Here is a 23461-nt window from a genome sequence, read left to right as displayed (position 1 = left end):
CGTCAGGGGGTGCTCATGCGCAGCAAGGTGATCTTCGCCTTGCCGTGGACGCGCTCGGCATCGATCGCGAAGCCGGCGACATCGACACGCTCGTCCTTCGCCGTCTCGATGCTCACCCAGGTGGCGGGCGTCGTCCAGCCGAGCCGGGCGAGCTTGTCGAGCGCGACGTTGCCGGCGCCGCTGGCATAGGGCGGGTCCATCAGGATCAGGTCGATCGGCGCGCGGGCGGGACCGAGCGACAGGACCGAAGCGGCGCGCACCTCGGCTCCCGTCGCGCCCAGCTTCGCGATGTTGGCCCGCAAGGCGTCTAGCGCCGGGCGATCCTGTTCGACGAACAGGCAGGATGCGGCTCCGCGCGACAGGGCCTCCAGTCCCAAGGCGCCCGATCCGGCGAACAGATCGGCGACGGCCAGGTCCTCGAAACTGCCGAGGCGGCTGGCGAGCATCGAGAACAACGCCTCGCGCGTGCGGTCGGCGGTGGGGCGGGTGGCCTGACCCGCCGGGGCGGCGAGCGGGCGGCCGCGCCACTGGCCGGCGACGATCCGCATCAGCGGGGCTTCCGTGGCTTGCCGGGGCGTGCGCCGGGCTTCGGCTTGGCCTTCGCCCAGCCGGCGCCGCGTTTCGGACGCGGCTTGGGATCGGGGGGCTCGGTGAGCGGGCCGGGCCGGGCATTGCGCGGGCGGGTGGTGAGGTCTTCGCGGACCTCGCCCGGCCGGGGAGCCGCCTCGCGGTCGATCCCTTCCTTGCGCGCTGCCGGGCCACGGGCGGAGACCGGACGGCCAGTTCGTTCCGATCGCCCGGCGGTCGCGGTCGAGCGCTTCTGCGCCGGGTCACCGCGCCCGGTCACGGCCGGCCCCGCCGCTCGGGTCCGTTGCGGTCGCTGGGGGCGCGTATCGATATCCTCGCGCACTTCCCGCTTGCGTGGCGCGAGCGCACGAGCCTTGCGTGTTCCATCGGGTTCGACGACCGACCGAGCTGGTGCGGCGGGCGGCGAAGCCGGCGCGATGCGGCGCTGCTTCGCCTCGCCCGTCACGGCGATCGGCTGTGCGCGGGCGTCCTCGACCGCCTTGGCCTTGTTGCCCTTCAGGCTGGCGCGGAAGTTGATGAGGTCGAACGCGCGAACCTCGCCGATGCCGCCGGCCGGCAGGTCGCCGATCACGAACGGGCCGTAACGCGTGCGGATCAGGCGCGAGACGCGCAGGCCGAGATGTTCGAGCACACGCCGCACCTCGCGGTTCTTGCCCTCAGTCAGCACCATCTCGATCCACACATTCGCACCGGTGCGGCGTTCGAGGTTGGCGTCGATCGATCCATAGCGGACGCCGTCGATCTCGATCCCGTCGATCAGATCCTCGAGCTGCGCCTGGCTGACCTCGCCGTAAGCGCGCGCGCGGTACGCCCGCTCGACGCCGGTGGCGGGCAGTTCCAGTTGGCGCTTCAGTTCGCCGTCGGTCGTCAGCAGCAGCAACCCTTCGGTATTGAGGTCGAGCCGGCCGACCGGCATCAGCCGTGGCAGGTCGCGCGGCAGCACGTCGTAGATCGTCCGCCGCCCCTTCGGATCGTTGGCGGCGGTGAGTACGCCGGACGGCTTGTGGAACAGGAACAGCCGCGCCGGTGTCGCCTCCTTCACCGGATTGCCGTCCACCGTCACGCCGCGCAGCGACGTCAGCAGCGTCGCCGGCGTGTCGATCACCACCCCGTCGATCGCGACGCGCCCTTCGGCGATCATCCGTTCGATCTCGCGACGCGACGCCACGCCCGCGCGGGCGAGCAGCTTGGCGATGCGCTGCGTCTCTTTCTGTCCTGTACTGTGCACGGACCGCGCCTTAGCCGGTGGCTGGCGGGGAGACAAAAAATCTTTGCGGCGCAATTTCGACGTCCGTGCGTTACGGGGGCGAAGCGGAAGCGAGGGCCAATGCTGTTCGGAAGGAAGGAACGCCGGATCGTCCGTATCCTCATCGTCGAGGATGAGCCGCTGGTCGCCTTCGACACCGAGCATTTCCTGAGCCACGAGGGGTTCGAGATCGCCGGTACCTTCGATCGCGTCGCCGACGCGACGGCGGCGATCGACGGGGGCGACGATATCCATCTGGTCCTGCTCGACGTGGTGCTGGCCGACGGCAGCGGAGTGGATGTCGCGCGGGCGGCGCATGCGCGCGGGATCAAGGTGTTGTTCGTCACCGGCAATTGCCCCGGCGATGCACGCTCTCTGGCGGCCGGCTGCCTCGCCAAGCCCTATCCGCAGCGTGACCTGCTGAGCGCGATCGCGGCGATCGAGCGGGTGAGCGGCGGCGGGAAGATACCCCGGCGCCTGCCGTCGAGCTTCAGCCTGTTCCTGCAACCGGCGTAGCGCCGATTGCGGCCTCCACCGCGTCGTGGAACAGGCGGATGCCGCTTTCCAGCCCGCCCAGCGTGATGCGATCGATCGCGCCTGATGCCAGCCCCTGCTGCCCCAGTGCCGCCGCGCGAAAATCCTCCGACGCGAAGACGCCGCCGTCGAGCAACTGCCAGCTCCGTTCCCAATGATCGCGCGCCTTGTCGCTGGCGGGCGCCTCGGGGATCAGCATGAAATCCTCGACCAGCAGGCGGCTTTCGGATTGCGGCATCAGCACCATCAGGTTGATATAGTCGGGACTGGCGACCAGCACCGTGCCGGGAAACATCTGGTAGGTATAAGTGATCGCGCGGCGCAGCACCGCCCAGTCGGACGATGCCAGCGCGTCGTCGTCCGCCGCGCGGCCGACGGCCGACCTCTGGTGGACGCCGATCGTGTCGGCGGCGGTCACGCCGTCCTTGAAGAACGGCCCGATCGTCGCGGCGTGCAGGCGGGCGACGTGATAGCTTTCGAGGAAGGCGTCCATCACCAGTTTCCAGTTGGCGGGCACGTCATGGGTGCGGCGGCGGAACAGGTGGTGGCCGGCCAGGCCGAAGGCGGACAGGTCGGGTGCCAGCGCGTCGGCCCCGGAGAAATCGGCGTCCGCGTCGAACGCGAACCAGATCAGGCCGCCGGCCTCGCGGCTGGGCAGTTCGCGCAAGCCGTAGTCGGCTTTGTCGAGGCCGGGAAACGCATCGGCGCGCGGCAGGCCGACCAGCCGGCCGTCGGTGGCATAGCTCCAGGCGTGATAGGGACAGACGAGGCGCGGCGCCTTGACGCATTCCGCCCCCTCGACCAGCCGGGTGCCGCGGTGGCGGCAGACGTTGAGGAATACGTGTGCCTGCCCCTCGCCGTCGCGCGTGACGAGCAACGGCTTGCCGAAGCCGTCGTGCGGCACCGCCATGTTGCGGTCGGGCAGCAGCGCCGACGGAGCGATCACCAGCGGCATCGAATCGAAGATCGCCGCGCGTTCGGCCGTCCAGCGTTCCGGCGAGGTATAGGCGTTCGCCGCGACATGGCTGAGCCCGCCGTCGCCCCGCGTGCCGCCCGCCGCCAGTCGCGCGGCGAGCGCAAGCTGTCCCCCGGTCGGTGCGTTCACGCTTCCTCTCCCCACGGTTTGCGCTAATCTCGCGGGATTGGGGCGTGGGAGCAAGTATGACGAGCATGGCGGACGCGGGGACTGGTGGTTTCTGGAGCGGGGTGAGGCCCTATCTGGAACGCGCGCCGCTGACCGCGTTGTTCCTGGGCATATCTTCCGGCACGCCGTTCACCCTGCTCGCCGCGACGCTGACCAATCGCCTGGCGGAGGCCGGGATCGACAAGAAATCGGTGTCGGCGTTCGCGCTGGCGCTGCTGATCTACAGCTTCAAATGGCTGTGGGCGCCGCTGATCGACCGGCTGCGCATCCCGTTCCTGTCGAACGCGATCGGCCAGCGGCGATCGTGGCTGTGGGTCGCGGCGTTCGCGGCGGGGGCGGCGATCGTCGTGATGGGTGCGGCCGATCCGGGCGAGAGCCTGCGTCCGGTGGTGATCGGCGCGTTGCTGCTCGGCTTTGCCGGAGCGTCGTTCGACATCGTGATCGACGCCTATCGCATCGAGACGCTGGAGCCGCGCCAGCTGGGCGTCGGATCTGGCATGTCGCAATATGGCTGGCGGCTGGGGGCGTTCTTCACCGCATCCGTCGCGCTGGCGGTGGCGAACGTCTGGGGCTGGCACTGGGGCTATTGGGCGTGCATCCCGTTCGCCTTCGCCGCCCCGATCGCGGCGATCTTCATGGGCGAGCCCGAGCGACACAGCCCGCCTGCGCCGGTGCGCAGCATCGCCGGGCTGCTGGACGCGTTCTGGCGCCCGCTCGCCGACTTCTTCCGACGCGAGGGCGCGCTGATCGTGCTGCTGTTCGTGCTGGTGCACAAGATCGGCGATACGCTGGCCAACCTGATGATCCGCGATCTGCTGGTCGAGCTGGGCTTCACCAAGACGGAGATATTGCAGGGCGACGTGTGGGTCGGGTTCCTGGCCCTGCTGTTCGGCATCTTCGTCGGCGGTATTCTCTATGCCCGTGTCGGCATGAAGCGCGCGGTGATGATAAGCCTGGTGCTGATGGCGGTGTCCAACCTCAGCTTCGCCGGGCTGGCGGCGATGGGACACAGCTTCTGGATGCTCGCCTGGACGATCGGGTTCGAGAATTTCGCGAGCGGCGTCGGCGGGGTGGCGGTGGTCGCCTACCTCTCCGCGTTGTGCAACCTGCGCTTCACCGCGAGCCAGTTCGCGCTGCTTTCCGCCGCTGCGGCGATCGCGGGGCGGTTTCTTACCGGAACGACGGCGGGCGGATTGATCGAAGCGGTCGGCTATGTCGATTTCTACCTCATCACCACGGCCGCGGCGGTGCCGGGCATCGTCATCTACTGGCTGATGCTGCGGTCCGGCCTGATCGACCGTTCGATCGGGTCGGCCGGCACGGCGGGCGAGGGCGACGCGCGGGCGGAGGGCTGACGGCGATGGTGGCCTACATCGCCATACTGGCGGTGCAGATCGCCTGCATCGTCCATGTCATCCGCAACCGGCGTAACCAGTTGTGGATCATGGCGCTGTTCTTCCTGCCGGTCGCCAGCGCGATCGCCTATTTCGTGATCGAGATCCTGCCGGGGCTGCAGGGCAATCGCCATGTCCGAACCGCGCGATCGGCGGTGGTGGCGAAGCTCGATCCCGAACGCGAAGTGCGCGCCGCGCGCGACGCGCTGGAGGTTGCGGAGACGGCGGCGAACCGCATCCGGCTGGCCGACGCGCTGGTCGCGATCGGGCGGCATGCGGAGGCGCTGCCGCTGTATCGGGAGGCGCTGGCGCGGTCGCCAGGCTCCGACGGCCGGACGCGGATCAAGCTGGCGTCGGCGGCGTTCGAGACCGGCGATGCCGCCGGGGCGCTGGAAATCCTCGACGCGCTGGAGCCGGCGGGCGGCCAGAGCGAGACCGACCGGCGGTCGCTGCTGCGCGCGCGCATCCTCGCGGAGCTTGGCCGGCCTGAAGAGGCGATGGCGCTCTACGCCGATCTGGTCACCCGCCTGCCTGGAGAGGAGGCGCGGTGCCGCTATGCCGCGCTGCTGCTCGATCAGGGATATGAGGGGCGGGCGCGGCGCGTGCTCGAGGAAGTCGAGGCGCGGATGAAGCGCCTCGACCGGCAGCAGCGCACGGCGGAGGCGGACATGTATCGCTGGGCGAGCGAGGCGCTGGCGAAGCTGCGGGCGTCGGGTTCACCCTAGCGGCATCCCGAGATCGGCGAAGGCGATGGCGAGCGCGGTGGCGGTCGCCAGCGGACCCGATGCATCGCGCACCGCGAGAAGGTCGGCGAGCAGGAACGCGGCGGCGCGTTCGTTGGCCAGCGCCTTCGCCGTCACCGCCAGGAATGCGCCTTCGGCCGGCGTGACACGGCCACAGCACCAGGGCGCGATTTGCAGCGGGCGAGTCGCGGCGGAGGACAGCTCCATCATCAGCGTGCGCAACAGCACCAGCGGGCGGCGGAAATCCTTGCCGAACGCGGTCATGAAGGCATGCGCCGCGCAGGCATCGTCGAGCCCGTTCGCGCCCATCTGGCGGAAGCCGAACAGCAGCAGGCGCTGTGCCGGATCGTCGGGCTGGGGCTGCGACAGGGTCGAGGTGAAAGTCTGGGTGCTGGTGGTCATGCGGCCGACTCCGATGCTGTGCGCGCATCGTCGCCAATCCGCTATTGATAGTCAATCGCAATAAAGATCAGTCGGGCCATTCGTCGTTCGCGGCGAGCGCTTCACCGGCCAGATAGAGCGAGCCGAGGATCGCGACGGCCTGGGGTGCACGGATGGCGATCGAATCCAGCGCGGTGGCGAGGTCGGGGGCGGCGTGCGGCGCAATTCCCAGATCGGCGGCGATCGCGGAGAGCGCCGCCGGGGCGTGGTGGTCGTGGCCGGGGATCGGCACCGCCGTCAGCGACCGGACGAAGGGCGCGAACGGCGTCAGGAAACCACGCGCATCCTTGTTCGCGAGCATGCCGACGACCAGATCGGCGCGGCGCCCGTCGAGCAGCCGGCCGAGCGTCGCGGCGACAGCGCCCGCTGCCGCCGGATTATGCCCACCGTCGAGCCACAGCGGCGTGCCGGCGGGCAGGCGGCGCACGAGCGGGCCGTCGCCCAGCCGCTGCATCCGCGCGGGCCAGCGCGTGTCGGTCGCGGCGCGGACGATCGCGGCGTCGGACACCGTGATCCGGTCCTGCGCGCGCAGCATCGCGGCGGCGAGGGCAAGGTTACCGAACTGGTGCGCGCCGTCGAGCGCGGGGGCGGGGGTGTGCAGCGTTCCGGCGGCGTCGTGCAGTGTCAAGCCGGTGTCATGTTCGAAGCGCCAGTCGCGTCCCTCCGCCAGCACCGGCGCGCCGGCCGTGGCGGCGACATCGGCGACGGCGGCGGCGATCTCCGGCGGATAGGCGAGGGTGACGAGGGGGCGGCCGGGCTTGGCGATGCCGGCCTTCTCGCGCGCGATGCCGGCGGCGCTGCTGCCGAGGAAGCTTTCATGATCGATGCCGAGCTGGGCGATGCCGCAGGCGGCGGGATCGGCGACGACGTTGGTCGCGTCGAGCCGCCCGCCCAGCCCGACCTCGATCACGCAGGCGTCCGCCGGCACTTCGGCGAAGGTGAGGAAGGCGGCTGCCGTCGATACCTCGAAGAAGCTCGCGCCGGTGCCGTCCGAGACGTCGAGCACGCGACCGAGCAGCGCGGCGAGCGCGTCGTCGTCGATCAGGCGCCCGGCGACGCGAACGCGCTCGTTGAAGCGGACGAGGTGGGGCGAGGTGTAGGCGTGGACGCGATATCCCTGCGCCTCCAGCGCGGCGCGGAGGAACGCGCAGGTCGATCCCTTACCGTTGGTGCCGGCGACGTGGAACACCGGCGGCAGGGCAAGCTGCGGGTCGCCCAGCCGGTGCAGCAGCTCCGCGATGCGCGACAGGCCCAGCACATCGACGCCGGGCGACAACATGGTCAGCCGGTCGAGCTGCGCCTGGACGGCGGGCGAGGTGGAGGTGGCGTGGTCTGACATCAAACGGTTCGTGCTGAGAGTGTCGAAGCACCGTCCTTGTTCTTCGCGAGCATGGTTTGCGGGACGAAGAACGGCCCTTCGACAGGCTCGGGGCGAACGGATATAGTGGTTACGCCGCCAGCTTCTCGGCCCCGAGATAGCCGACCAGCCGACCGAGAGTGTCCTTCAGAGCGGCGCGGTGGATGACCATGTCGATCAGGCCGTGGTCGCGGTAATATTCGGATGTCTGGAAATCCTCCGGCAGCTTCTCGCGGATCGTGCTTTCGATCACGCGGCGGCCGGTGAAGGCGAGCGTCGCGTTGGGCTCGGCGATCTGGACGTCGCCCAGCATCGCATAGGCGGCCATCACCCCGCCCGAGGTGGGGTCGGTCAGCACGACGATATAGGGGAGGCCGGCGTCGTGCAGCATCTCGATCGCGACGGTGCTGCGCGGCATCTGCATCAGGCTCAATATGCCCTCCTGCATCCGCGCGCCGCCCGATGCCGTGAAGACGATGTACGGCGCGCCCTCGCGAATCGCCGCCTCGCATCCGGCGACGAACGCCTCGCCCACCGCCTGGCCCATCGATCCGCCCATGAAGGCGAAGTCCTGCACGCCGATCACCGCGCGATGCCCGTCGATCGTGCCGACGGCGTTGACGAATGCGTCCTGCTCGCCGGTCTCCGCCCGCGCGGCCTTGAGCCGGTCGGTATAGCGTTTGGAATCGCGGAACTTCAGCGGATCCTCCGCCACGCGCGGGGCGGTCAGCACGGTCCAGCTGTCGTCGTCGAAATGATAGGCGAACCGAAGCTTCGCGCCGATCCGCTCGTGATGCTGGCATTTCGGGCAGACGTGAAGGTTGTCCGCCAGTTCCTTCACGAACACCATCTGCCCGCAACCCTTGCACTTGTGCCACAGGTTGTCGGCGGTTTCGCGCTTGGCGACGAAGGGGATCGCGTTGCGGACGCGGTCGATCCAGCTCATGATTTCACCTTGGTGATCGCGGATTTCAGGGTTTCGATATAGGCGCGAACCGGGCCGGGCGCATCCACGCCATGGGCCGCGATGATATCGACGGTCGCGGAACCGACGATGACGCCATCGGCGACGCGGGCGATCGCCGCGGCCTGTTCGGGCGTGCGGATGCCGAAGCCGACCGCGACGGGCAGGTCGGTGGCGGCTTTCAGGCGGGCGACGGCATCCTCGATCGATCCCTCCGCGGCCTGCTGAAGCCCGGTGATGCCGGCGACCGACACGTAATAGATGAACCCGCCCGCACCATCCAGCACGGCGGGCAGCCGCGCGGCATCGGTCGTCGGCGTGGCGAGGCGGACCTGGGCGACGCCCTTCGCGCGCAGCGCCGGGCCCAGCGCGTCGTCTTCCTCGGGCGGGATATCGACGCAGATGACCCCGTCGATGCCCGCATCGGCGCAGGCATCGGCGAACCATTCCGGCCCGCGGCGCAACATCGGGTTGGCATAGCCCATCAGGACCAGCGGGATGTGCGGATGACGTTCGCGGAAGCCCGTGGCGATGGCGAAGGTATCGGCGGTGGTGGTGCCGGCCGCGAGGCTGCGGATGTTCGCCGCCTGGATGGCGGGACCGTCGGCCATCGGATCGGTGAACGGCATGCCGAGCTCGATCACGTCGGCACCCCCGGCGACCAGCGCGTCGAGGATGGCCGGGGTGGCTGCGGGGCAAGGATCGCCGACGGTGACGAAGGTGATCAGCGCGGGGCCGTGGGCGAAGGCGGAGACGAGGCGGGTCAAAGCCCTCTCCCCTTCAGGGGAGAGGGTTGGGAGAGGGGAAGGGCACCGGCGATCGTCGCCAGCACGCCGTCCATGTTCGTCATCACATCTGAATTGGAGAAACGGATCACCCGATAGCCCTGTTCTTCCAGAAGGCGCGTGCGCCTTGCATCATATTCGGCCCGATCGCCATGGGTGTCGCCATCGATTTCGATCACCATCATGGGGTCACGGGCGGCAAAGTCGACGATGTAAGGCCCTATCACCTTCTGCCGCCGAAACTTTACGCCTTCAAACCGACCGGCTCGCAGCGCTAGCCAGAGCCGGGTTTCCGGCTCTGTTGCTGTCTGGCGCATCGCTTTCGCATGATCCGTCAGACGCGCGTCGCGCATGCCCCTCTCCCAACCCTCTCCCCTGAAGGGGAGAGGGCTATCGCTAGATCACCACCCCCAGCGCGCTCGCTACGGTGAAGATGTCCTTGTCGCCGCGTCCGCACAAATTGGCGAGGATTACCTGGTCGCGTCCCATTTCCCGCGTGCGCTTGGCGACCGCAGCGATGGCGTGGCTCGGCTCCAGCGCGGGGATGATGCCTTCGGTGCGGCACAGCAACTGGAAGCCGTCGAGCGCCTCGGTATCCGTTACCGACGTGTATTCGACCCGGCCGATATCCTTCAGCCACGCGTGCTCCGGCCCGATGCCGGGATAGTCCAGCCCGGCGGAGATCGAATGCGCCTCGGCGATCTGGCCGTCGTCGTCCTGGAGCAGATAGGTCTTGTTGCCGTGGAGCACGCCGGGGAAGCCGCCCGCAAGGCTCGCGGCGTGCTTGGCGTCGAGCCCTTCGCCCGCCGCCTCGACGCCCAGCATCCCGACGTCGGCATCGTCGAGGAAGGGGTGGAACAGCCCGATCGCGTTGCTGCCGCCGCCGATCGCCGCGACCAGCAGGTCCGGCAGGCGGCCGGTGCGCGCCAGCATCTGCGCGCGCGCCTCGATACCGATCACGCTCTGAAAATCGCGGACCAGTTCGGGATAGGGGTGAGGGCCGGCGGCGGTGCCGATGATGTAGAAGGTGTCGTGGACGTTGGCGACCCAGTCGCGCAGCGCCTCGTTCATCGCATCCTTCAGCGTCGCCGCGCCCGACGCCACCGGCCGCACCTCGGCACCGAGCAGCTTCATGCGGAACACGTTGGGCTGCTGCCGCTCGACGTCCTTGGCGCCCATGAAGATCGTGCACGGCAGGCCAAAGCGCGCGCAAACGGTGGCGGTCGCCACGCCGTGCTGGCCCGCGCCCGTTTCCGCGATGATCCGCGTCTTGCCCATGCGGATCGCCAGCAGGATCTGGCCGATGCAGTTGTTGATCTTGTGTGCGCCGGTGTGGTTGAGCTCGTCACGCTTGAACCAGATTTCGGCGCCCTTGCCGTCTGGCGCGGTTTCCCGAAGCGCGTCGGTCAGTCGCTCGGCATAATAGAGCGGGCTGGGGCGGCCGACATAATGTTCGAGCAGGTCGTCGAACTGGGCCTTGAACGCCGGATCAGCCTTCGCCGCGCGATATTCGCGATCGAGGTCGAGGATTAGCGGCATCAGCGTCTCGGCGACGTAGCGGCCGCCGTAATCGCCGAAATGGCCGCGCTCGTCGGGCTTCGCCCGAAAACTGTTGGCGTCAGGTTGGGCGCGGAAGGAGTTGGGGGCGTTCATCTCGCGGGCGCTTTACCACCTTGGCCCGCAGTGTCGAGCAGGTCAGAGCGTAGCGACGGTGCGGAGGAAACCGGCGATCTTTGCACTATCCTTCACGCCGGGCGCGCTCTCGACACCCGAGGACACATCGACCAGTGCCGCGCCGGTACGGCGGACGGCCTCCGCCACATTGCCGGCGTCGAGCCCGCCCGACAGCGCCCAGGGCAGCGGATGGCGCACGCCGTCGAGCAGGCTCCAGTCGAAGCGCAGGCCCATCCCGCCGGGCAGCGCGGCACCATCGGGCGTCTTGGCGTCGTAGAGGATGCGATCGGCCGCACCCGAGAAGGTGCGGGCGGCGTCGAGATCGGCACGGGTCTTCACCGCCACCGCCGCCCATGCCTGAACCCCGAAATGGGTGCGGAGCGCGGCGACCCGATCCGGCGCGGTCTTGTGAAGCTGGATTGTGTCCAGCCCGGCGGCGGCGACCGCGCGTTCGACCAGCGCGTCATCGGGATCGACGAACACCCCGACGCGCCCGACATGATCCGGCACGCCGACCGCCAGCGCCGCCGACGCGTCGGGATCGAGATTGCGAGGTGAGGGCGCGAAGAACACGAAACCGATATGGCTCGCCCCGCCGCCCAACGCCGCGTCACGCGCGTCGGGCGTCGAGATGCCGCAGATCTTCGCGCCGATCCGCATCACTCGCCGCGCGTGCCCTCATATTCGCGCACCAGCGCGTCGAACAGGCGCACGCCGAAACCGCGCGGCCCCTTGGGGATCGTCGGCATCGATTCGTCGGCGCCGTCCACACCGGCCATGTCGATATGCGCCCACGGCGTCGGCTGGGGCGTGAGGAAGCTGATAAAGTGCGCCCCGCGCCCGGCGCCAGCCCCACCTGGGCCGGAATTGGCGATGTCGGCGACCGGCGACGACATCTCCTTCTGGTAATTGGGGTGCAGCGGCATCCGCCATACCGGCTCGCCCGAGCGGGTGGACGCGGCCTGCACCTTCGCCGCCAGCGCCTCGTCACGCGCGAACAGCCCGGCATATTCGTCGCCCAGCGCGGTGACGATCGCGCCGGTCAGCGTGGCGATGTTGACGAGCGCGACGGGCTTGTAGCGATCGATGACATATTGGTTGGCGTCGGCGAGAACCATGCGGCCTTCCGCGTCGGTCGAGATGATCTCGATCGTCTGACCGTTCATCGTGCGCACCACGTCGCCGGGGCGGCTGGCGTTGTCGCCCGGCATGTTCTCCGCGAGCGCGGCGACGCCGATCACATTGGCGCGCGCGCCGCGGCGCGCGGCGGCATAGACTCCCCCGATCGCGGCGGCGGCGCCCGACATGTCGCCTTTCATTTCGGCCATTCCTGCGCCCGGCTTCAGCGAAATGCCGCCTGAATCAAAGGTGATGCCCTTGCCGACCAGCGCGATCGGGGCGGTGTTGCCGGCGCCGCGATATTCGACGAGCATCAGCCGGCCGGGGCGGCGCGAGCCCTGCGATACCGACAGGAGCGACCCCATGTTGAGCTGGCGCATCTGCGCCTCGTCGAGCACGGTGATACGCACATTGGGCACGCCAGCCAGCCGTGCCCGCGCGGCCTCGACGAAGCTTTCGGGGTGCTTTGCATTGGACGGCAGCGCGATCAGATCGCGCGCCATGCGCGCGCCGTCCACCACCCCGGCGAAGTCGCGGGTATAGACCGCCTCGCCCGCGCCGACGATCGTCAGCGGCTGGAGCGGGGGCGCGGTGACGCCGCTTTTCAACCGGTCGAAGCGATACTGGCCGAGGCCAGCGCCGAGCGCGACATGCGCCGCGGCATCGGCGACTCCGCCCGACAGGCCCTCTGTCAGGATCGCGACGGGGGCGTTGCTGCTCCGCGTTTCCTGCGCCGCGCGGCCGCCAAAATCAGCAAGCGCGGCCGAATCCAGCGCGCCCGCGCCGACACCGACCAGCAGGATACGATCGTACCCGCCGATGCCGTAGAGCGAGAACGTCCGGTCGCGGTCGGCCTTGAAGTCGGCGGCGGCGACGGCCCGGCCGACCGCATCGCGCAGGGCGGGCGGAACGCGGGTCAGGTCGCCCGCGCCGGCCATCGCGATCGCCAGCACACCGCTGGTGGGCGTGGCGGCGGCAAAGCGGATCGGACGCTCGGCGGTGTCGGCTCGGTCGCTGGCGGCGACGCCGGAGCCCAAAGCGGCGCGCTCGGACTGGGCCGTGGCGGGCAGCGCCAGCGTGGTGGCAAGGGCGGTGGCGAGGAAAAGGGCGCGCATCGTCGATGTCTCCGTGAAGTCGGCGGAAGGCCGGGGAAGACCGACGGCTAGACGGGGATGGCGGTGCGGACAACCTCCCGCGCCACCAACGGCTTCTCCAGCACCACCATGTGCAACGGGGGATCGACCGGAACCGGGAAATCGCGGCGCTCGCCGGTCAACGTATAGCCGCGACGCTGATACCAGGCGATCAACTCGGCGCGGCTGTCGATCACCGCCAGCTCGATGCGATCCGCGCCGAACACGACGCGCGCGGTCCGCTCGGCGGCGGCCATCAGGCGCCGGCCCTTGCCGCCGGTCTGGAGCAGGGGATCGACGCAAAGCTGGCCGAGATGCACCAGCCCGCCGCCGCGATCGCCGATCGCGACGCAGCCGACCGGGCGGGTGCCGTTGACCGCGACCAGCAGCCGCTGGACGGGATCGGACAGGATCGCCTCCAGCACATCAAGGCTGGTGCGCCGCCCGCTGAGCAGGTCCGCCTCATGCGTCCATCCCTGCCGCGCGCTGTCGCCGCGATAGGTGCGTTCGATGACCGGGTGCAGCCCCGCGAGGTCGGCCGCGCGTGCTCCGCGAATGATCGTTTTCAACCGCATGGCCTCGCCTTTTCGCGGAAGAAATGGTCGGCGCAAGAGGGCACGCCACCCGTTCTCGCGGGTCCGTGAAATTCCCGATACTTACTGTCGCACTATAGCGTCGCCTCAATGGCGCGGGCGGCCAGATCGGGGTCTTCCGCCTGGGTGATCGGACGACCGACGACGAGAATCGAGGCCCCGGCGTCGAGCGCGGCGCGCGGCGTCACCACCCGCTTCTGGTCGCCGGCATGGCTGTTCGCCGGGCGTACGCCCGGGACGACCAGGAACCCTTGCGGCCACGCCTTGTGCGCGGCGGCGACTTCCTCGCCGGAGCAGACGATGCCGTCGATCCCGGATTCACGAGCGAGTTCGGTGAGGCGGACGACCTGTTCATGCGGATCTGGGGCGAGGCCGATCGATTGGAGATCCTGGCTGTCGAGGCTGGTCAGCATCGTCACCGCGACGACCCGGGTGCCCTCCGGCGCGGCGGCCTTGGCATCCTCCAGCATCGCGCGGCCGCCGCTCGTGTGGACGGTCAGGATCGCGGGTTCGAGCGGGCGCAGCGCCTGGATCGCCTTGGCGACGGTGTTGGGGATGTCGTGGAACTTGAGGTCGAGGAAGATCGGCAGGCCGATGTCCGCCATCTCGCGCACGCCTGCGCGGCCGTTCGCCATGAAGAATTCGAGGCCGAGCTTGATCCCGCCGACATGGTGACGCACCCGGCTCGCGATGGTTTTCGCACGGTCGAGATCGGGCGTGTCGAGCGCGACGTACAGTCGGCTGCTCACGGGCGGGAGCCGTCGATCAGCGGGGGCGCGACGGGTGCCGGTGTGGGATCGGGATCGATCGAAGGCGGTACTGCTGCCGTCGCAGCGACTGCCGCGCGCAGATCCGCCAGCGTACGTTCGCTGGTCGCCAGCCGCTGCTGCGATCGCCAGCGCAGCGCGCGCTGCCACAGCCAGGTCGGCACCAGCCCTGTGAGGAAGCACAACAGCATCAGCAGCGGCAGGTTGATATCGACCAGCAGCCCGCCCCACAGGCGCACATCGACGCTGGTCCAGTTATTGAAGGCAAAGGCCACCGCGACCCCCGCGGCGAACACCATCAGCAACGTCTTCAGGAACTGCATGGACGATACCCTATGCAAGGAATCGCGGCTTGACCACCCTTGGCGGCCAATGCCGGATGGAGGTCAGCCGATCTCGCGGCGCAGAGTGTCGAACAGGCCCGGTACAGCCTTCAGCCGCGCTTCCTCCGCATCGAGGATCGCGAGGAACGCGGCACGCTTGATTGCGGCGACGCGGCCGGGCTTGAGCCGGTGGCCCGACGGCAGGGTCGATACGATGATGTCGATCAACCGGTCCGCGCCGTGAAGGCGGCCCCACAGATAGTCGTTCTCTCGATAGGCACGGCTGAAGAAGGCGCCGAAATTGTTGAACTGCGTGCCCTTCAGCGTCGCCGCCGCTCCGCCTTCGCGAATCGCCTTCGCATCGTCGGGCGAGATGCGATCGACCTTGACCGGGTCGAACTCGTCGAGCCCCTCGCCCTGCAACAGCGGCAATGTGGCGATGTCGAAGAAGGGAAAGCCGAGATAGGCGAGCAGCAGCGGGCGGCGCTGGTCCTTGGGCAGCGTCGCGAGCGCGGCGGACAGGCGGCGATCGGTCGCGGCGTCCAGAGCGGTCAGGCCCATCGCTTCGCCGAGAGCCGCGAGCACCGCGTCGGGATCGTCGGCGATGCGGCGGATCGCCGGGCGTAGCGCCTTGAACGCGGTGGTGCGCTCGCGATCGAGATAGTCGGCGAGTGAGGTATAGACGGCCTCGCGGATCGGGTTGAGTACGGCGTCGTCGCCGCTGTCGTCCATTTCGGCCAGGCGCCGCGCGAGAAGGCGCAGGCGCCGCACGCGAAAGCCAAGGTCGAACCGGCGCAGGAAATCGACCGTCGGCGACCGGGGCGACAGGCTGGCGGCGCTGTCCGACGTGACGCCGCGCGCGGCGACCGCCTGGGCGACGCTGGCCCGGATACGCGCGCTGCCGTCCGGTCCCGCATCGCCGAGCGTGCGGATCAGCGTCGCGCCGGTCGCGGCGATCACGTCGGTCAGCTTCAGTCGGGCGTAGGCGGAATAGGTCAGGCCGGCGTCCTTCGCCGCCGCGATCTGCGCGCGGCGGCGCCATCCGGTCAGTCGCGCTGGCGTCGGCCAGTCGAGGAACAAGGTATAGCCGAACAGGCGGATAACCTGCGCCTCGACATCGTCGCGCAGGCCGGAAAGAATGCCCTGCAGCCGTTCGACCCGCGCGGTGCGGGCGTCGATCGCCTCCAGATTGTCGCGGATCGGCTGCTGGCGGGGCAGTTCGCTCAAGGCGCCGATAATGGTCTGGAAGAAGCCGGGTGCCTGCACCTTGGCGACGCCCAGGTTGAACTGATAGCCGGGGACGGGATCGACATAGACGAAGCGACGGTCGATCTGGCGCTTGGCGGGGCGATCCCGCAGTGCGTCGATCGCCGGGCGGAAGGGCGCGTTGGCGAGCACCGACCCGTCGATCAGCACCGCGTCCTCGGCTGCGCTGGCGGCCGCGTGGCGCGGCAGTACCCGCTCGACGAAGCGCTTGCGGCCGGGCCAGCGCGCATCGCGTTCGACGAGCACCGCGTCGATTTCCGCGAGCTTGAGCGGGGGGAAGGCGCCGGGAAAACTGGACGTCGCGCGCGCCGCGAAGGCGAGTTCGGCCGCCTCGCCCAGCCGGCCGTCGCCGTCGTCGGAGAAGGGGAAGACCAGGCGATGCTCGGTCTCGACCACTTCCTCCGGCGAATTGAGCCGCAGGCGTTCGGGGTGGCCGCGGAAATCGGTGACGGTTACGAACAGGTCGAGCGGCTGGCCGTCGGGCAGCAGGCGCGGCCCCTTGTCGCCCGCCGCCATCGCGTCGAGCGCGTCGAGGATCATGTGCGTCAGCCGCTTACCGCCGAACGGCGGTTCGAACCAGCGCGCGCGGATGAACTGGCGCAGCTTGCGGCCGACCTCCTCGCGCGTGCCCGGCTCGACCGTCCCCTCGATCTGGTCGCGATCGGCCAGCATCCAGGCGAGCGGCGTCGCCCATAGTTTCGAGAAACGGTCGGGCGCGGCCTCGGGGTCGAGCAGCGCCTCGATATCGGCATTCTCCAGCCACATGCGGGTCAGCGGATCGAGCGACTGGCCGGTCGCCACCGCCTGGGCCAGGAAGATACCGTTGATCCCGCCCGCGCTGGCGCCCGCGACGATATCGACCAGCACGCGCAGCCGCACGCCGGCCTCTTCGCCGATCTCGCGGAGCAGGTCGTAATAGACGCCCTCGCTGCCGCTGCCCGGATCGCCGCCGTCGTGGAATGCGCGGCTAGCGCGCGCCAGCCGCCATACCTCGCCGGTGATGCCGTGCATGTACACCGCCAGGCTGATCCCGCCGTAGCAGACGAGTGCCAGCCGCAGTTCCTTCTCGCGCATTATCCCCCTTCTGTCGCCGTTCAGGCGAGTTCCAGTCTAGCCCATATCGGAAGATGATCGGATGCGGTGCGCGCGGCAAGGCTGGCGTGCACGCCGCAATCGACGATCCGCCATTCGGGCGAAACGAGAATGCGGTCCAGCCGCGCGACCGGGCGGCGCGCATGGAAGCTGGGCCCGGTTTCCGCGCTGGTGAAATCGCGGCAGAAATCCTTGAGGCAGCCGGCGGCACGGGTCCATTCGTTGAGGTCGCCCATCATAACCGTCGGATAGTGGACGCGCGACGCCGCGACGTGATGGAGGATCGCATGCGCCTGCCGCCGTCGCCACAGGCCCGACAGGTCGAGGTGCATGCCCACGACGCGCAGCGGCAGGCCTTTTACCCGCACATCGGCCATCACCGCGCCGCGCGGTTCCAGAGTCGGCAGGTGGATGACCTCTGCATCGCCGACCAGCGCCTCCTTGCGGACCAGCAGGGCGTTGCCGTGCCAGCCCATCGAATGGGTGCGCACCGCCAGCGGCACCGCTTTCCACGGCGAATGTTCGTCGAGCATGTGGAGCGGGATCACCCCGGCGCGCGTGCCGAAGCGGCGGTCGCATTCCTGCAGCGCGATCACGTCGGCATCGAGTTCGCGCAGCACCTCCAGCGTGCGTTCGGGCCGCCGCCTGCGATCGGTGCCGATCGCCTTGCGCATGTTGTAGGAGGCGACGGTAATCATTGCCGGATCGCCGTGCCGATGGCCTTCAGCGGGGCACCTGTGCCCGCGCGTCGGCCGCGGCGAGGTTCAGGCTGCGCGCGGTGCCCTCCGCCGCATCCGGCGTCATCGACACGGCGACGCCCAGTGGCCCGTCGAGCACCACCACGCCTTCCTCCGCGACGGCTACTCCCGGCGCCACCGCCGGCCCGTTGCCGGAACGCTCCATCACAAAACACTCCCACCTGATTGACGCAAAACACTTTCCGGTCGGAGTTGGTTGCCTGACGATCGGGCAAGTCAGATATTTCCGCGGGCGGGCAACTGGATGGTCGCGGCCAGCCCGCCGCCATCGCGGTTGGCGAGCGTCAGCACGCCGCCGGCTTCCTGCACGATCGCACGGGCGAGCGCGAGGCCGAGGCCGATCCCGCCCGTGTCGCGGTTGCGCGACGTCTCGACACGGATGAACGGTTCGAACACCTGCGCCAGCCGGTCGTCGGGGATGCCCGGTCCGCGATCGAGTACCAGGATCCGCGTGTAGCCCCTGTCGCTTTCGATCGCGACTTCGGCGGCGCCGGCGTATTTGACGGCGTTCTCGACCAGGTTGCGCACCGCCCGGCGCATCAGCGAGGGCCGGACGCGCAGCGGCAGGCGCGCGGCGTCACGGGTCACGACATCGTGACCCAGGTCACGGAAATCCTCCGCCACCGCGTCGACGAGCGCGGCCAGATCGACTTCGCTGGCCGGCTCGCTCGGGCGGCCGAGGCGGGCGAGCGACAATATGTCCTCCAGCGTACGGCTCATCTCGTCGATGGTGTCGGCCATGCGCTGTCGGTCGTCGTCGTCCTCGACCGATTCGATGCGGACACGAAGCGCCGCCAGCGGCGTACGCAGATCATGGCCGATCGCGCCGAGCATGCGGTCCTTCTCGTCGAGCATGGCAGCCACGCGCGTGCCAAGGCTGTTATAGGCGGATGTCACCGCCCGCACGTCGGCTGGGCCATGTTCTTCCACCGGAACGAACGGCGCGCCGGGACGAAAGCCGCGCGTCGCGGTCGCCAGTTCCTTGAGCGGTCGGGCGATCCGCCGGCCAAGCCACAGGACCGCGAGCAGCACGATTCCGTAAAGGATCAGCGTCTGCGCCAGGAGTTGCCCGACCACGCCGCGTTCGGCGCGGGGCCACGGAACGGCGATCGTCAGCCAGCCCCGTCCGGGCTGCTCGACCGCGATCACCAGTTCGCTGACGAACCGGCGCAGCCGCTTGCGGCGGTCGTCGCTCATGCGGCGTTCGCGTTCGGGCTCGATCCTGAAGGGGCGCAAACCCGCCTCGACCCGGCCGAAGCGGACGCCGGTGTCGCTCAGCCCGGCGCGGATCGCGGCTTCGGCCTGCGGGACCCGTTCGGACAGGCCGGCGACCGGCGATGCCGGGACCAGCTCGACGCGGCTGCGTGGGCGGTCGCGCGGCAGGGGGCGTCCGGCGGTCAGGCGCTCGTCGGCGTCGAGCAGACGGGTGATCGCCGGGTTGGTCGCGCCCGCGAGCCGGAATTCGCGGCGCTCGCGCAGCAGCAGCGCGAAATTGATCGCCTGGGCGACGAACAGCGCGACCGCCACCAGCAGCAGGATCTGGCCGGACAGGCTGGTCGGGCCGCGCCATGCCCTCACAGCCGCGTCACTTCGGCCGCGAGCGTATAGCCGCCGCCCCACACGGTCTTGATGAGCGCGGGGGCCTTCGGATCGGCCTCGATCTTCTTGCGCAGGCGGCTGACCTGATTGTCGATCGCGCGGTCGAACGCTGCGGCCTCGCGGCCCTGCGTCAAATCGAGCAACTGGTCGCGGGTCAGCACCTGGCGCGGACGCGTCACCAGCGCGAGCAGCAGGTTATACTCACCGGTCGACAGCGGCACGGCGACGCCTTCGCGATCGACCAGGGTGCGCTCGCCGGTCTTGAGCACCCAGCCGGCGAAGGCGTAGCTTCCCGTTTCCGGCGCGTGCTGGCGCACGCCGCCGGCTGCCATACGGCGCAGCACGACGCGGATACGCGCCGTCAACTCGCGCGGGGAAAAGGGCTTCACGACATAATCGTCGGCGCCCATTTCCAGCCCCACGATGCGGTCGGTCTCTTCGGTCCGCGCGGTGAGCAGGATCACCGGCGTCTCGCCGTTGGCACGGATATGGCGGGTGAGCGACAGCCCGTCCTCGCCCGGCATCATGATGTCGAGCACGACCAGATCGATCGCATAGGCGTTCAATCGCGCGCGCGCCGCCTCGGCATCGCCGACCTGCGTCACGCGGAAGCCCTGTTTCGTCAGATATTGCGCCAGCGGCTCGCGGATCGACCGTTCGTCGTCGACGAGGAGCAGGTGCGGCAGGTCAGTTGAGGCCATGTCCATCGCGATTATCACATCAACGGGCGGATGCCAGCGCCGGGCGGGGCGGGAGGAGGATGCCCACCGCCCGGCGCTGGACCCGACCCTTACGCGCCGGTCGGCGCGGGCGGGGTGGGGGAAGCAGCAGGCGCACGCCGGCTGCCGCGACGCATGCCGGGTCCGCCCTGCAACTCGGCGGCGTCGAGCACACCGTCGCCGTTCGTATCGAGTTTGTCGAAGCGGGTCTTCGCCTGGGCGTCATACTCAGCGCGGGTCAGCGCGCCGTCGCCGTTGGCATCCGCGCGCGCCGCCATCCGGCCACGGCCGGGCAGCGCCGCCATCTCCGCCTTGTCGACGGTGCCGTCGCCGTTAGCATCGATGCGGGCGAAGGCGCGGCCATTCTCTGCCGCGAACTCGGCGCGGGTCACTTTTCCGTCGCGGTCGGTATCGAGGCGGGCGAATCCGGGACCCATGCCGCGACCGGGGCCGCGCGTCGCGCCGCCGGGGGGAGGTGGCGGCATGTCCCGGCCGGCGACCGGTTCGAACGGGCCGCCCCGCGCGCCGGGGCCGCGCTTGCCACCGTGGCGCGGGCCCTTTCCGGCGCGCGCCTCGTCACGGGTCAGCGCGCCGTCCTTGTTGGCGTCCATCCGCGCGAAGGCGGCTTCGGCGCGGGCGATGAATTCGGCACGGGTGACGCGGCCGTCGTTGTTGGCATCGCCCTTCAGCGGCTTCGTCGCAGGGGCAGGGGTGGGTTGAGGGGCCGATTGCGCATAGGCGAGGCCGCCGAGCGCGGCGGTGCCGAGCAGGGCGGCGGCAAGGGCGGTCTTCATCATCGTCGGACACTCCGCATGGGGTACAGGGTCAGTCGGCGAACATCCCCGTCCGCCACGCTGCCTTCAATCGTCGAACGCTGTCGTGCGCGTGTGTCAGCGGCCAGGCAAAGTGTCGCGAATTGTCGCGCTCAGACGAAGACGGCGACGCCCTGCATCGCATCGACCACCGGCTGCCCGTCGGCGTTCCACAACGTCATGTGCTGGCTGGAATAGCCGCCGATCGCGCGATCGGTGACGGTGCGCATCAGCCACCAGCCGTCGCGGGTTTGCGGACGTGGGACCAGCAGGTTGACGATCCAGGTGAGCGAACTCATCGTACCCTCTCCCTTGTGCAACTGATAGGCCGCCGGGGGCAGGGCATCGGCCACCGCGATCAGCGCGGTCTCGGGATCGAGGTTGTCGCGTTCGACGAGCCGGCCCCAGCGCAGGAACTCGGCCTCGCCGGCGTCGCGCTTCATGTCCTTCAGCTCGAAATTGCCGGTGAAGAAGCCGGTGGGTCCGCGATAGAGGTCCGCGTCGGGCGCGGGCGGGCGATGGGGCGACGGCTGAAGCCGGTCGAACGCGATCGACGACGGGACGTCGGCCATGAACACGAAGGTCGCGCGGTAGCCGAGCCCCGCCTCGGACGTGATCGTCGCTTCGATGAACGCGGCATTGCGCCCGCGCCGAAGCCGCCGCGCCTCGATCGTCACCGCGCCGGCCAGCGGCCCGACGAACGCGATCAGCGCGGATCGAAGCGGTGGCAGATCGGTGTCGCTCGCCTTGGCGGCGTGCAGCGCCAGCGCGCTCGACAGCCCGCCATAGGCGGTGCGGCCCTGCAACCAGTCGGCCGGGATCGTACCGCGGAAGCCGCCCTCGACCGGCTCCAGCCCGGCGAGCAGCTTTGCGAGCGCGGTCATGCCACCACCCCCGCATAGCCTTCGCGCAACTCGCGTTTCAGCACCTTGCCGATCGCGTTGCGCGGCAGATCGACGACCGTGACCAGATCGGCCAGCCGCTGGGTCCTGCCGACGCGCCCGTTCACCCAGGCGAGGATTTCCGCCGTGTCTGTCGTCCCGCGCGGCACGAAGAAGCCGACCGGCGTCTCGCCCCACGCGCGTGACGGCACACCGACCACCGCTGCGTCGGCGACGTCGGGATGTTCGGCCAGCACGGCTTCCAGATCGGACGGATAGATGTTGAACCCCCCGGAGATGATGACGTCCTTCTTGCGATCGAGCAGCGTCAGGAAACCGTCGGCGTCGAACCGGCCGACGTCGCCGTGGCGGATGAAGCGGTTGCCGTCGGCATCGAACCACTCGGCGTCGCTCGTCGCCTCGCTGCGGCCGTGGTAGCCGGTCATCATCGCAGGTGATCGGCCGACCACCTCGCCCATTTCTCCGACCGGCACCTCGCGGCCGTCGTCGTCGATCAGGCGGATGTCGTGATCGTCCAGCGGCTTGCCCACCGTGTGAAGCTTGTCGGGATGGGCATTGGCGATCAGCGCGCAGGTGCCGCCGCCTTCGGTCATGCCGTAATATTCGATCAACAGCCCCGGCCAGCGCGAAACGACGTCAGCCTTCAGCGCTGCGGGGAAGGGTGCGGAGGTGCAGGTCTTGATGCGGAAGCTGGTCAGGTCGTGCGCGTCGAAATCGGCGAGCGCCATGATCCGGTCGTACTGGACGGGAACCAGCATCGCATGCGTCGCCCGGTGCAGCGCCGCCGCCGCGACGAAGCGTGCTGCATCGAACTTGCCGAGCAACACGCAGGTGCCGCCCCAGCCCAGCGTGGGCAGGAAGCTGACGAGCGTGGTGTTCGAATAGAGCGGCGTGGCGATCATCGTGACCGCATCGGCGAAGCCCAGCGCCTCACCCCGCGCGATATGCGCCCAGCGCATCGCGTGGCTCTGAACGATGCCCTTGGGTGATCCAGTGGTGCCCGAGGAATAGATGATGTTGAACGGGTCGGCCGGCGCGATCCGGGCCGGGGCGGGCCGCGATCCAGCGGGTGCCAGCCAGTCGTCCAGCGTCGCGAGCGCGGCATCGTCGAACACGCGGACCGCATCGCAATCAGCGACCATCGCGGCAACCTGCTCCGGTGTGGAAGACGGCGCGACCGGCGTCGGCACGCACCCCGCCCGTAGCGCGCCGAGAAAGACGATCGCATAGGGGATCGACACCGCGGCGACGATCGCCACCGCCTGGCCCTGGACCGCCCCGTCGCGCTGCAGGGCGGCGGCCACCCGGTCCATCATCGCGTCGAGCACGGCATAGTCGATACCGGCGGCGTCGTGGATCAGCGCGGTCTTGCCCCCCCGTTCGTGGGCGTGCGCGGCGATCAAGTCTGGCAAGGTCGCAAAATCGCTGTGCAGCATGGCGTCGGCGGTCGGCAAATCCAGTCTCCTGTCCATGGCCTGCTAGGCGGCGCGCGCCGGAAATGCCATACG

At 69.5% G+C, this 23461-nt stretch carries 25 protein-coding genes; 3 read left to right on the top strand and 22 right to left on the bottom strand.

Annotated elements, in window-relative coordinates:
- Positions 1–2 precede the first annotated feature (2 nt).
- Both rsmD and VYI76_RS08765 read right to left on the bottom strand, forming a co-directional pair.
- Positions 3–548 (bottom strand): 16S rRNA (guanine(966)-N(2))-methyltransferase RsmD, encoded by a 546-nt coding sequence (gene rsmD / locus VYI76_RS08770; protein WP_326524376.1) that lies wholly within the window; start codon positions 546–548, stop codon positions 3–5.
- Positions 548–1816 (bottom strand): pseudouridine synthase, encoded by a 1269-nt coding sequence (locus VYI76_RS08765; RefSeq protein ID WP_326524375.1) that lies wholly within the window; start codon positions 1814–1816, stop codon positions 548–550. The genes rsmD and VYI76_RS08765 overlap by 1 nt, the downstream gene beginning before the upstream one ends.
- Positions 1817–1915: 99 nt before the next feature.
- On the opposite strand from VYI76_RS08765, the gene VYI76_RS08760 reads away from it, so the two are divergent.
- A complete protein-coding gene (locus VYI76_RS08760; RefSeq protein WP_326524374.1) occupies positions 1916–2350 on the top strand; it encodes a response regulator in 435 nt (144 codons plus the stop codon).
- Here VYI76_RS08760 and VYI76_RS08755 read toward each other — a convergent pair.
- A complete protein-coding gene (locus VYI76_RS08755; protein ID WP_326524373.1) occupies positions 2325–3473 on the bottom strand; it encodes an aromatic ring-hydroxylating oxygenase subunit alpha in 1149 nt (382 codons plus the stop codon). The two genes, VYI76_RS08760 and VYI76_RS08755, sit on opposite strands and share 26 nt — an antisense overlap.
- Before the next feature lie 56 nt (positions 3474–3529).
- On the opposite strand from VYI76_RS08755, the gene VYI76_RS08750 reads away from it, so the two are divergent.
- Together VYI76_RS08750 and VYI76_RS08745 are read left to right on the top strand one after the other, a co-directional pair.
- Positions 3530–4867, top strand: coding sequence for an AmpG family muropeptide MFS transporter (locus VYI76_RS08750; protein ID WP_326524372.1), 1338 nt, complete (start codon positions 3530–3532; stop codon positions 4865–4867).
- Between the two features lie 5 nt (positions 4868–4872).
- Positions 4873–5631, top strand: a complete 759-nt coding sequence (locus VYI76_RS08745; RefSeq protein ID WP_326524371.1) for a tetratricopeptide repeat protein — start codon at positions 4873–4875, stop codon at positions 5629–5631.
- On the opposite strand, the gene VYI76_RS08740 is transcribed toward VYI76_RS08745, so the two are convergent.
- From VYI76_RS08740 to VYI76_RS08650, 19 genes are all read right to left on the bottom strand, one after another.
- Positions 5623–6051, bottom strand: a complete 429-nt coding sequence (locus VYI76_RS08740; RefSeq protein WP_326524370.1) for a DUF6628 family protein — start codon at positions 6049–6051, stop codon at positions 5623–5625. The genes VYI76_RS08745 and VYI76_RS08740 overlap by 9 nt on opposite strands.
- Before the next feature lie 67 nt (positions 6052–6118).
- On the bottom strand, positions 6119–7429 hold the full coding sequence (locus tag VYI76_RS08735; protein WP_326524369.1) for a bifunctional folylpolyglutamate synthase/dihydrofolate synthase: 1311 nt from the start codon (positions 7427–7429) through the stop codon (positions 6119–6121).
- 109 nt (positions 7430–7538) lie between these two features.
- Positions 7539–8393 (bottom strand): acetyl-CoA carboxylase, carboxyltransferase subunit beta, encoded by an 855-nt coding sequence (gene accD, locus VYI76_RS08730; RefSeq protein ID WP_326524368.1) that lies wholly within the window; start codon positions 8391–8393, stop codon positions 7539–7541.
- On the bottom strand, positions 8390–9178 hold the full coding sequence (trpA, locus tag VYI76_RS08725) for a tryptophan synthase subunit alpha (RefSeq protein WP_326524367.1): 789 nt from the start codon (positions 9176–9178) through the stop codon (positions 8390–8392). Before trpA ends, accD begins: the two co-directional genes overlap by 4 nt.
- Complete coding sequence (locus tag VYI76_RS08720) at positions 9175–9549, bottom strand: endonuclease domain-containing protein (RefSeq protein WP_326524366.1); 375 nt, start codon at positions 9547–9549, stop codon at positions 9175–9177. Before VYI76_RS08720 ends, trpA begins: the two co-directional genes overlap by 4 nt.
- A gap of 43 nt (positions 9550–9592) precedes the next feature.
- Positions 9593–10849, bottom strand: coding sequence for a tryptophan synthase subunit beta (trpB, locus tag VYI76_RS08715; RefSeq protein WP_326524365.1), 1257 nt, complete (start codon positions 10847–10849; stop codon positions 9593–9595).
- Between the two features lie 42 nt (positions 10850–10891).
- Positions 10892–11530: a phosphoribosylanthranilate isomerase gene (locus tag VYI76_RS08710; protein WP_326525072.1), complete on the bottom strand. Its 639-nt coding sequence runs from the start codon at positions 11528–11530 to the stop codon at positions 10892–10894.
- Entirely contained in the window at positions 11530–13104 is a 1575-nt protein-coding gene (locus VYI76_RS08705) for a leucyl aminopeptidase family protein (RefSeq protein WP_326524364.1), read from the bottom strand. The genes VYI76_RS08710 and VYI76_RS08705 overlap by 1 nt, the downstream gene beginning before the upstream one ends.
- 47 nt (positions 13105–13151) lie before the next feature.
- On the bottom strand, positions 13152–13697 hold the full coding sequence (locus VYI76_RS08700) for a GNAT family N-acetyltransferase (protein WP_326524363.1): 546 nt from the start codon (positions 13695–13697) through the stop codon (positions 13152–13154).
- A 92-nt stretch (positions 13698–13789) separates the two neighbouring features.
- Positions 13790–14464 carry an orotidine-5'-phosphate decarboxylase gene (gene pyrF, locus VYI76_RS08695; RefSeq protein WP_326524362.1) on the bottom strand — a complete coding sequence of 225 codons (675 nt, stop codon included), beginning with the start codon at positions 14462–14464 and terminating at the stop codon, positions 13790–13792.
- A complete protein-coding gene (locus tag VYI76_RS08690; protein ID WP_326524361.1) occupies positions 14461–14805 on the bottom strand; it encodes a hypothetical protein in 345 nt (114 codons plus the stop codon). Before VYI76_RS08690 ends, pyrF begins: the two co-directional genes overlap by 4 nt.
- Before the next feature lie 63 nt (positions 14806–14868).
- On the bottom strand, positions 14869–17145 hold the full coding sequence (locus VYI76_RS08685) for a patatin-like protein (protein WP_326524360.1): 2277 nt from the start codon (positions 17143–17145) through the stop codon (positions 14869–14871).
- Positions 17146–17165: 20 nt separating this feature from the next.
- Positions 17166–17861, bottom strand: coding sequence for an endonuclease/exonuclease/phosphatase family protein (locus VYI76_RS08680; protein WP_326524359.1), 696 nt, complete (start codon positions 17859–17861; stop codon positions 17166–17168).
- 25 nt (positions 17862–17886) lie between these two features.
- On the bottom strand, positions 17887–18066 hold the full coding sequence (locus tag VYI76_RS08675) for a hypothetical protein (protein WP_326525071.1): 180 nt from the start codon (positions 18064–18066) through the stop codon (positions 17887–17889).
- Positions 18067–18137: 71 nt separating this feature from the next.
- Positions 18138–19499 carry a sensor histidine kinase gene (locus VYI76_RS08670; protein ID WP_326524358.1) on the bottom strand — a complete coding sequence of 454 codons (1362 nt, stop codon included), beginning with the start codon at positions 19497–19499 and terminating at the stop codon, positions 18138–18140.
- Positions 19496–20221, bottom strand: coding sequence for a response regulator (locus tag VYI76_RS08665; RefSeq protein WP_326524357.1), 726 nt, complete (start codon positions 20219–20221; stop codon positions 19496–19498). Before VYI76_RS08665 ends, VYI76_RS08670 begins: the two co-directional genes overlap by 4 nt.
- An 89-nt stretch (positions 20222–20310) precedes the next feature.
- Complete coding sequence (locus VYI76_RS08660) at positions 20311–21036, bottom strand: EF-hand domain-containing protein (RefSeq protein ID WP_326524356.1); 726 nt, start codon at positions 21034–21036, stop codon at positions 20311–20313.
- Between the two features lie 128 nt (positions 21037–21164).
- Positions 21165–21935 (bottom strand): thioesterase family protein, encoded by a 771-nt coding sequence (locus tag VYI76_RS08655; protein ID WP_326524355.1) that lies wholly within the window; start codon positions 21933–21935, stop codon positions 21165–21167.
- Positions 21932–23425, bottom strand: coding sequence for a class I adenylate-forming enzyme family protein (locus tag VYI76_RS08650; protein WP_326524354.1), 1494 nt, complete (start codon positions 23423–23425; stop codon positions 21932–21934). Before VYI76_RS08650 ends, VYI76_RS08655 begins: the two co-directional genes overlap by 4 nt.
- Positions 23426–23461: the final 36 nt, after the last annotated feature.

This window comes from Sphingomonas sp. (assembly GCF_035910975.1).
Lineage (GTDB): Bacteria > Pseudomonadota > Alphaproteobacteria > Sphingomonadales > Sphingomonadaceae > Sphingomonas.
Note: the sequence above shows the minus strand (reverse complement) of the source record. Positions and strands in the feature narration are given on the sequence as shown.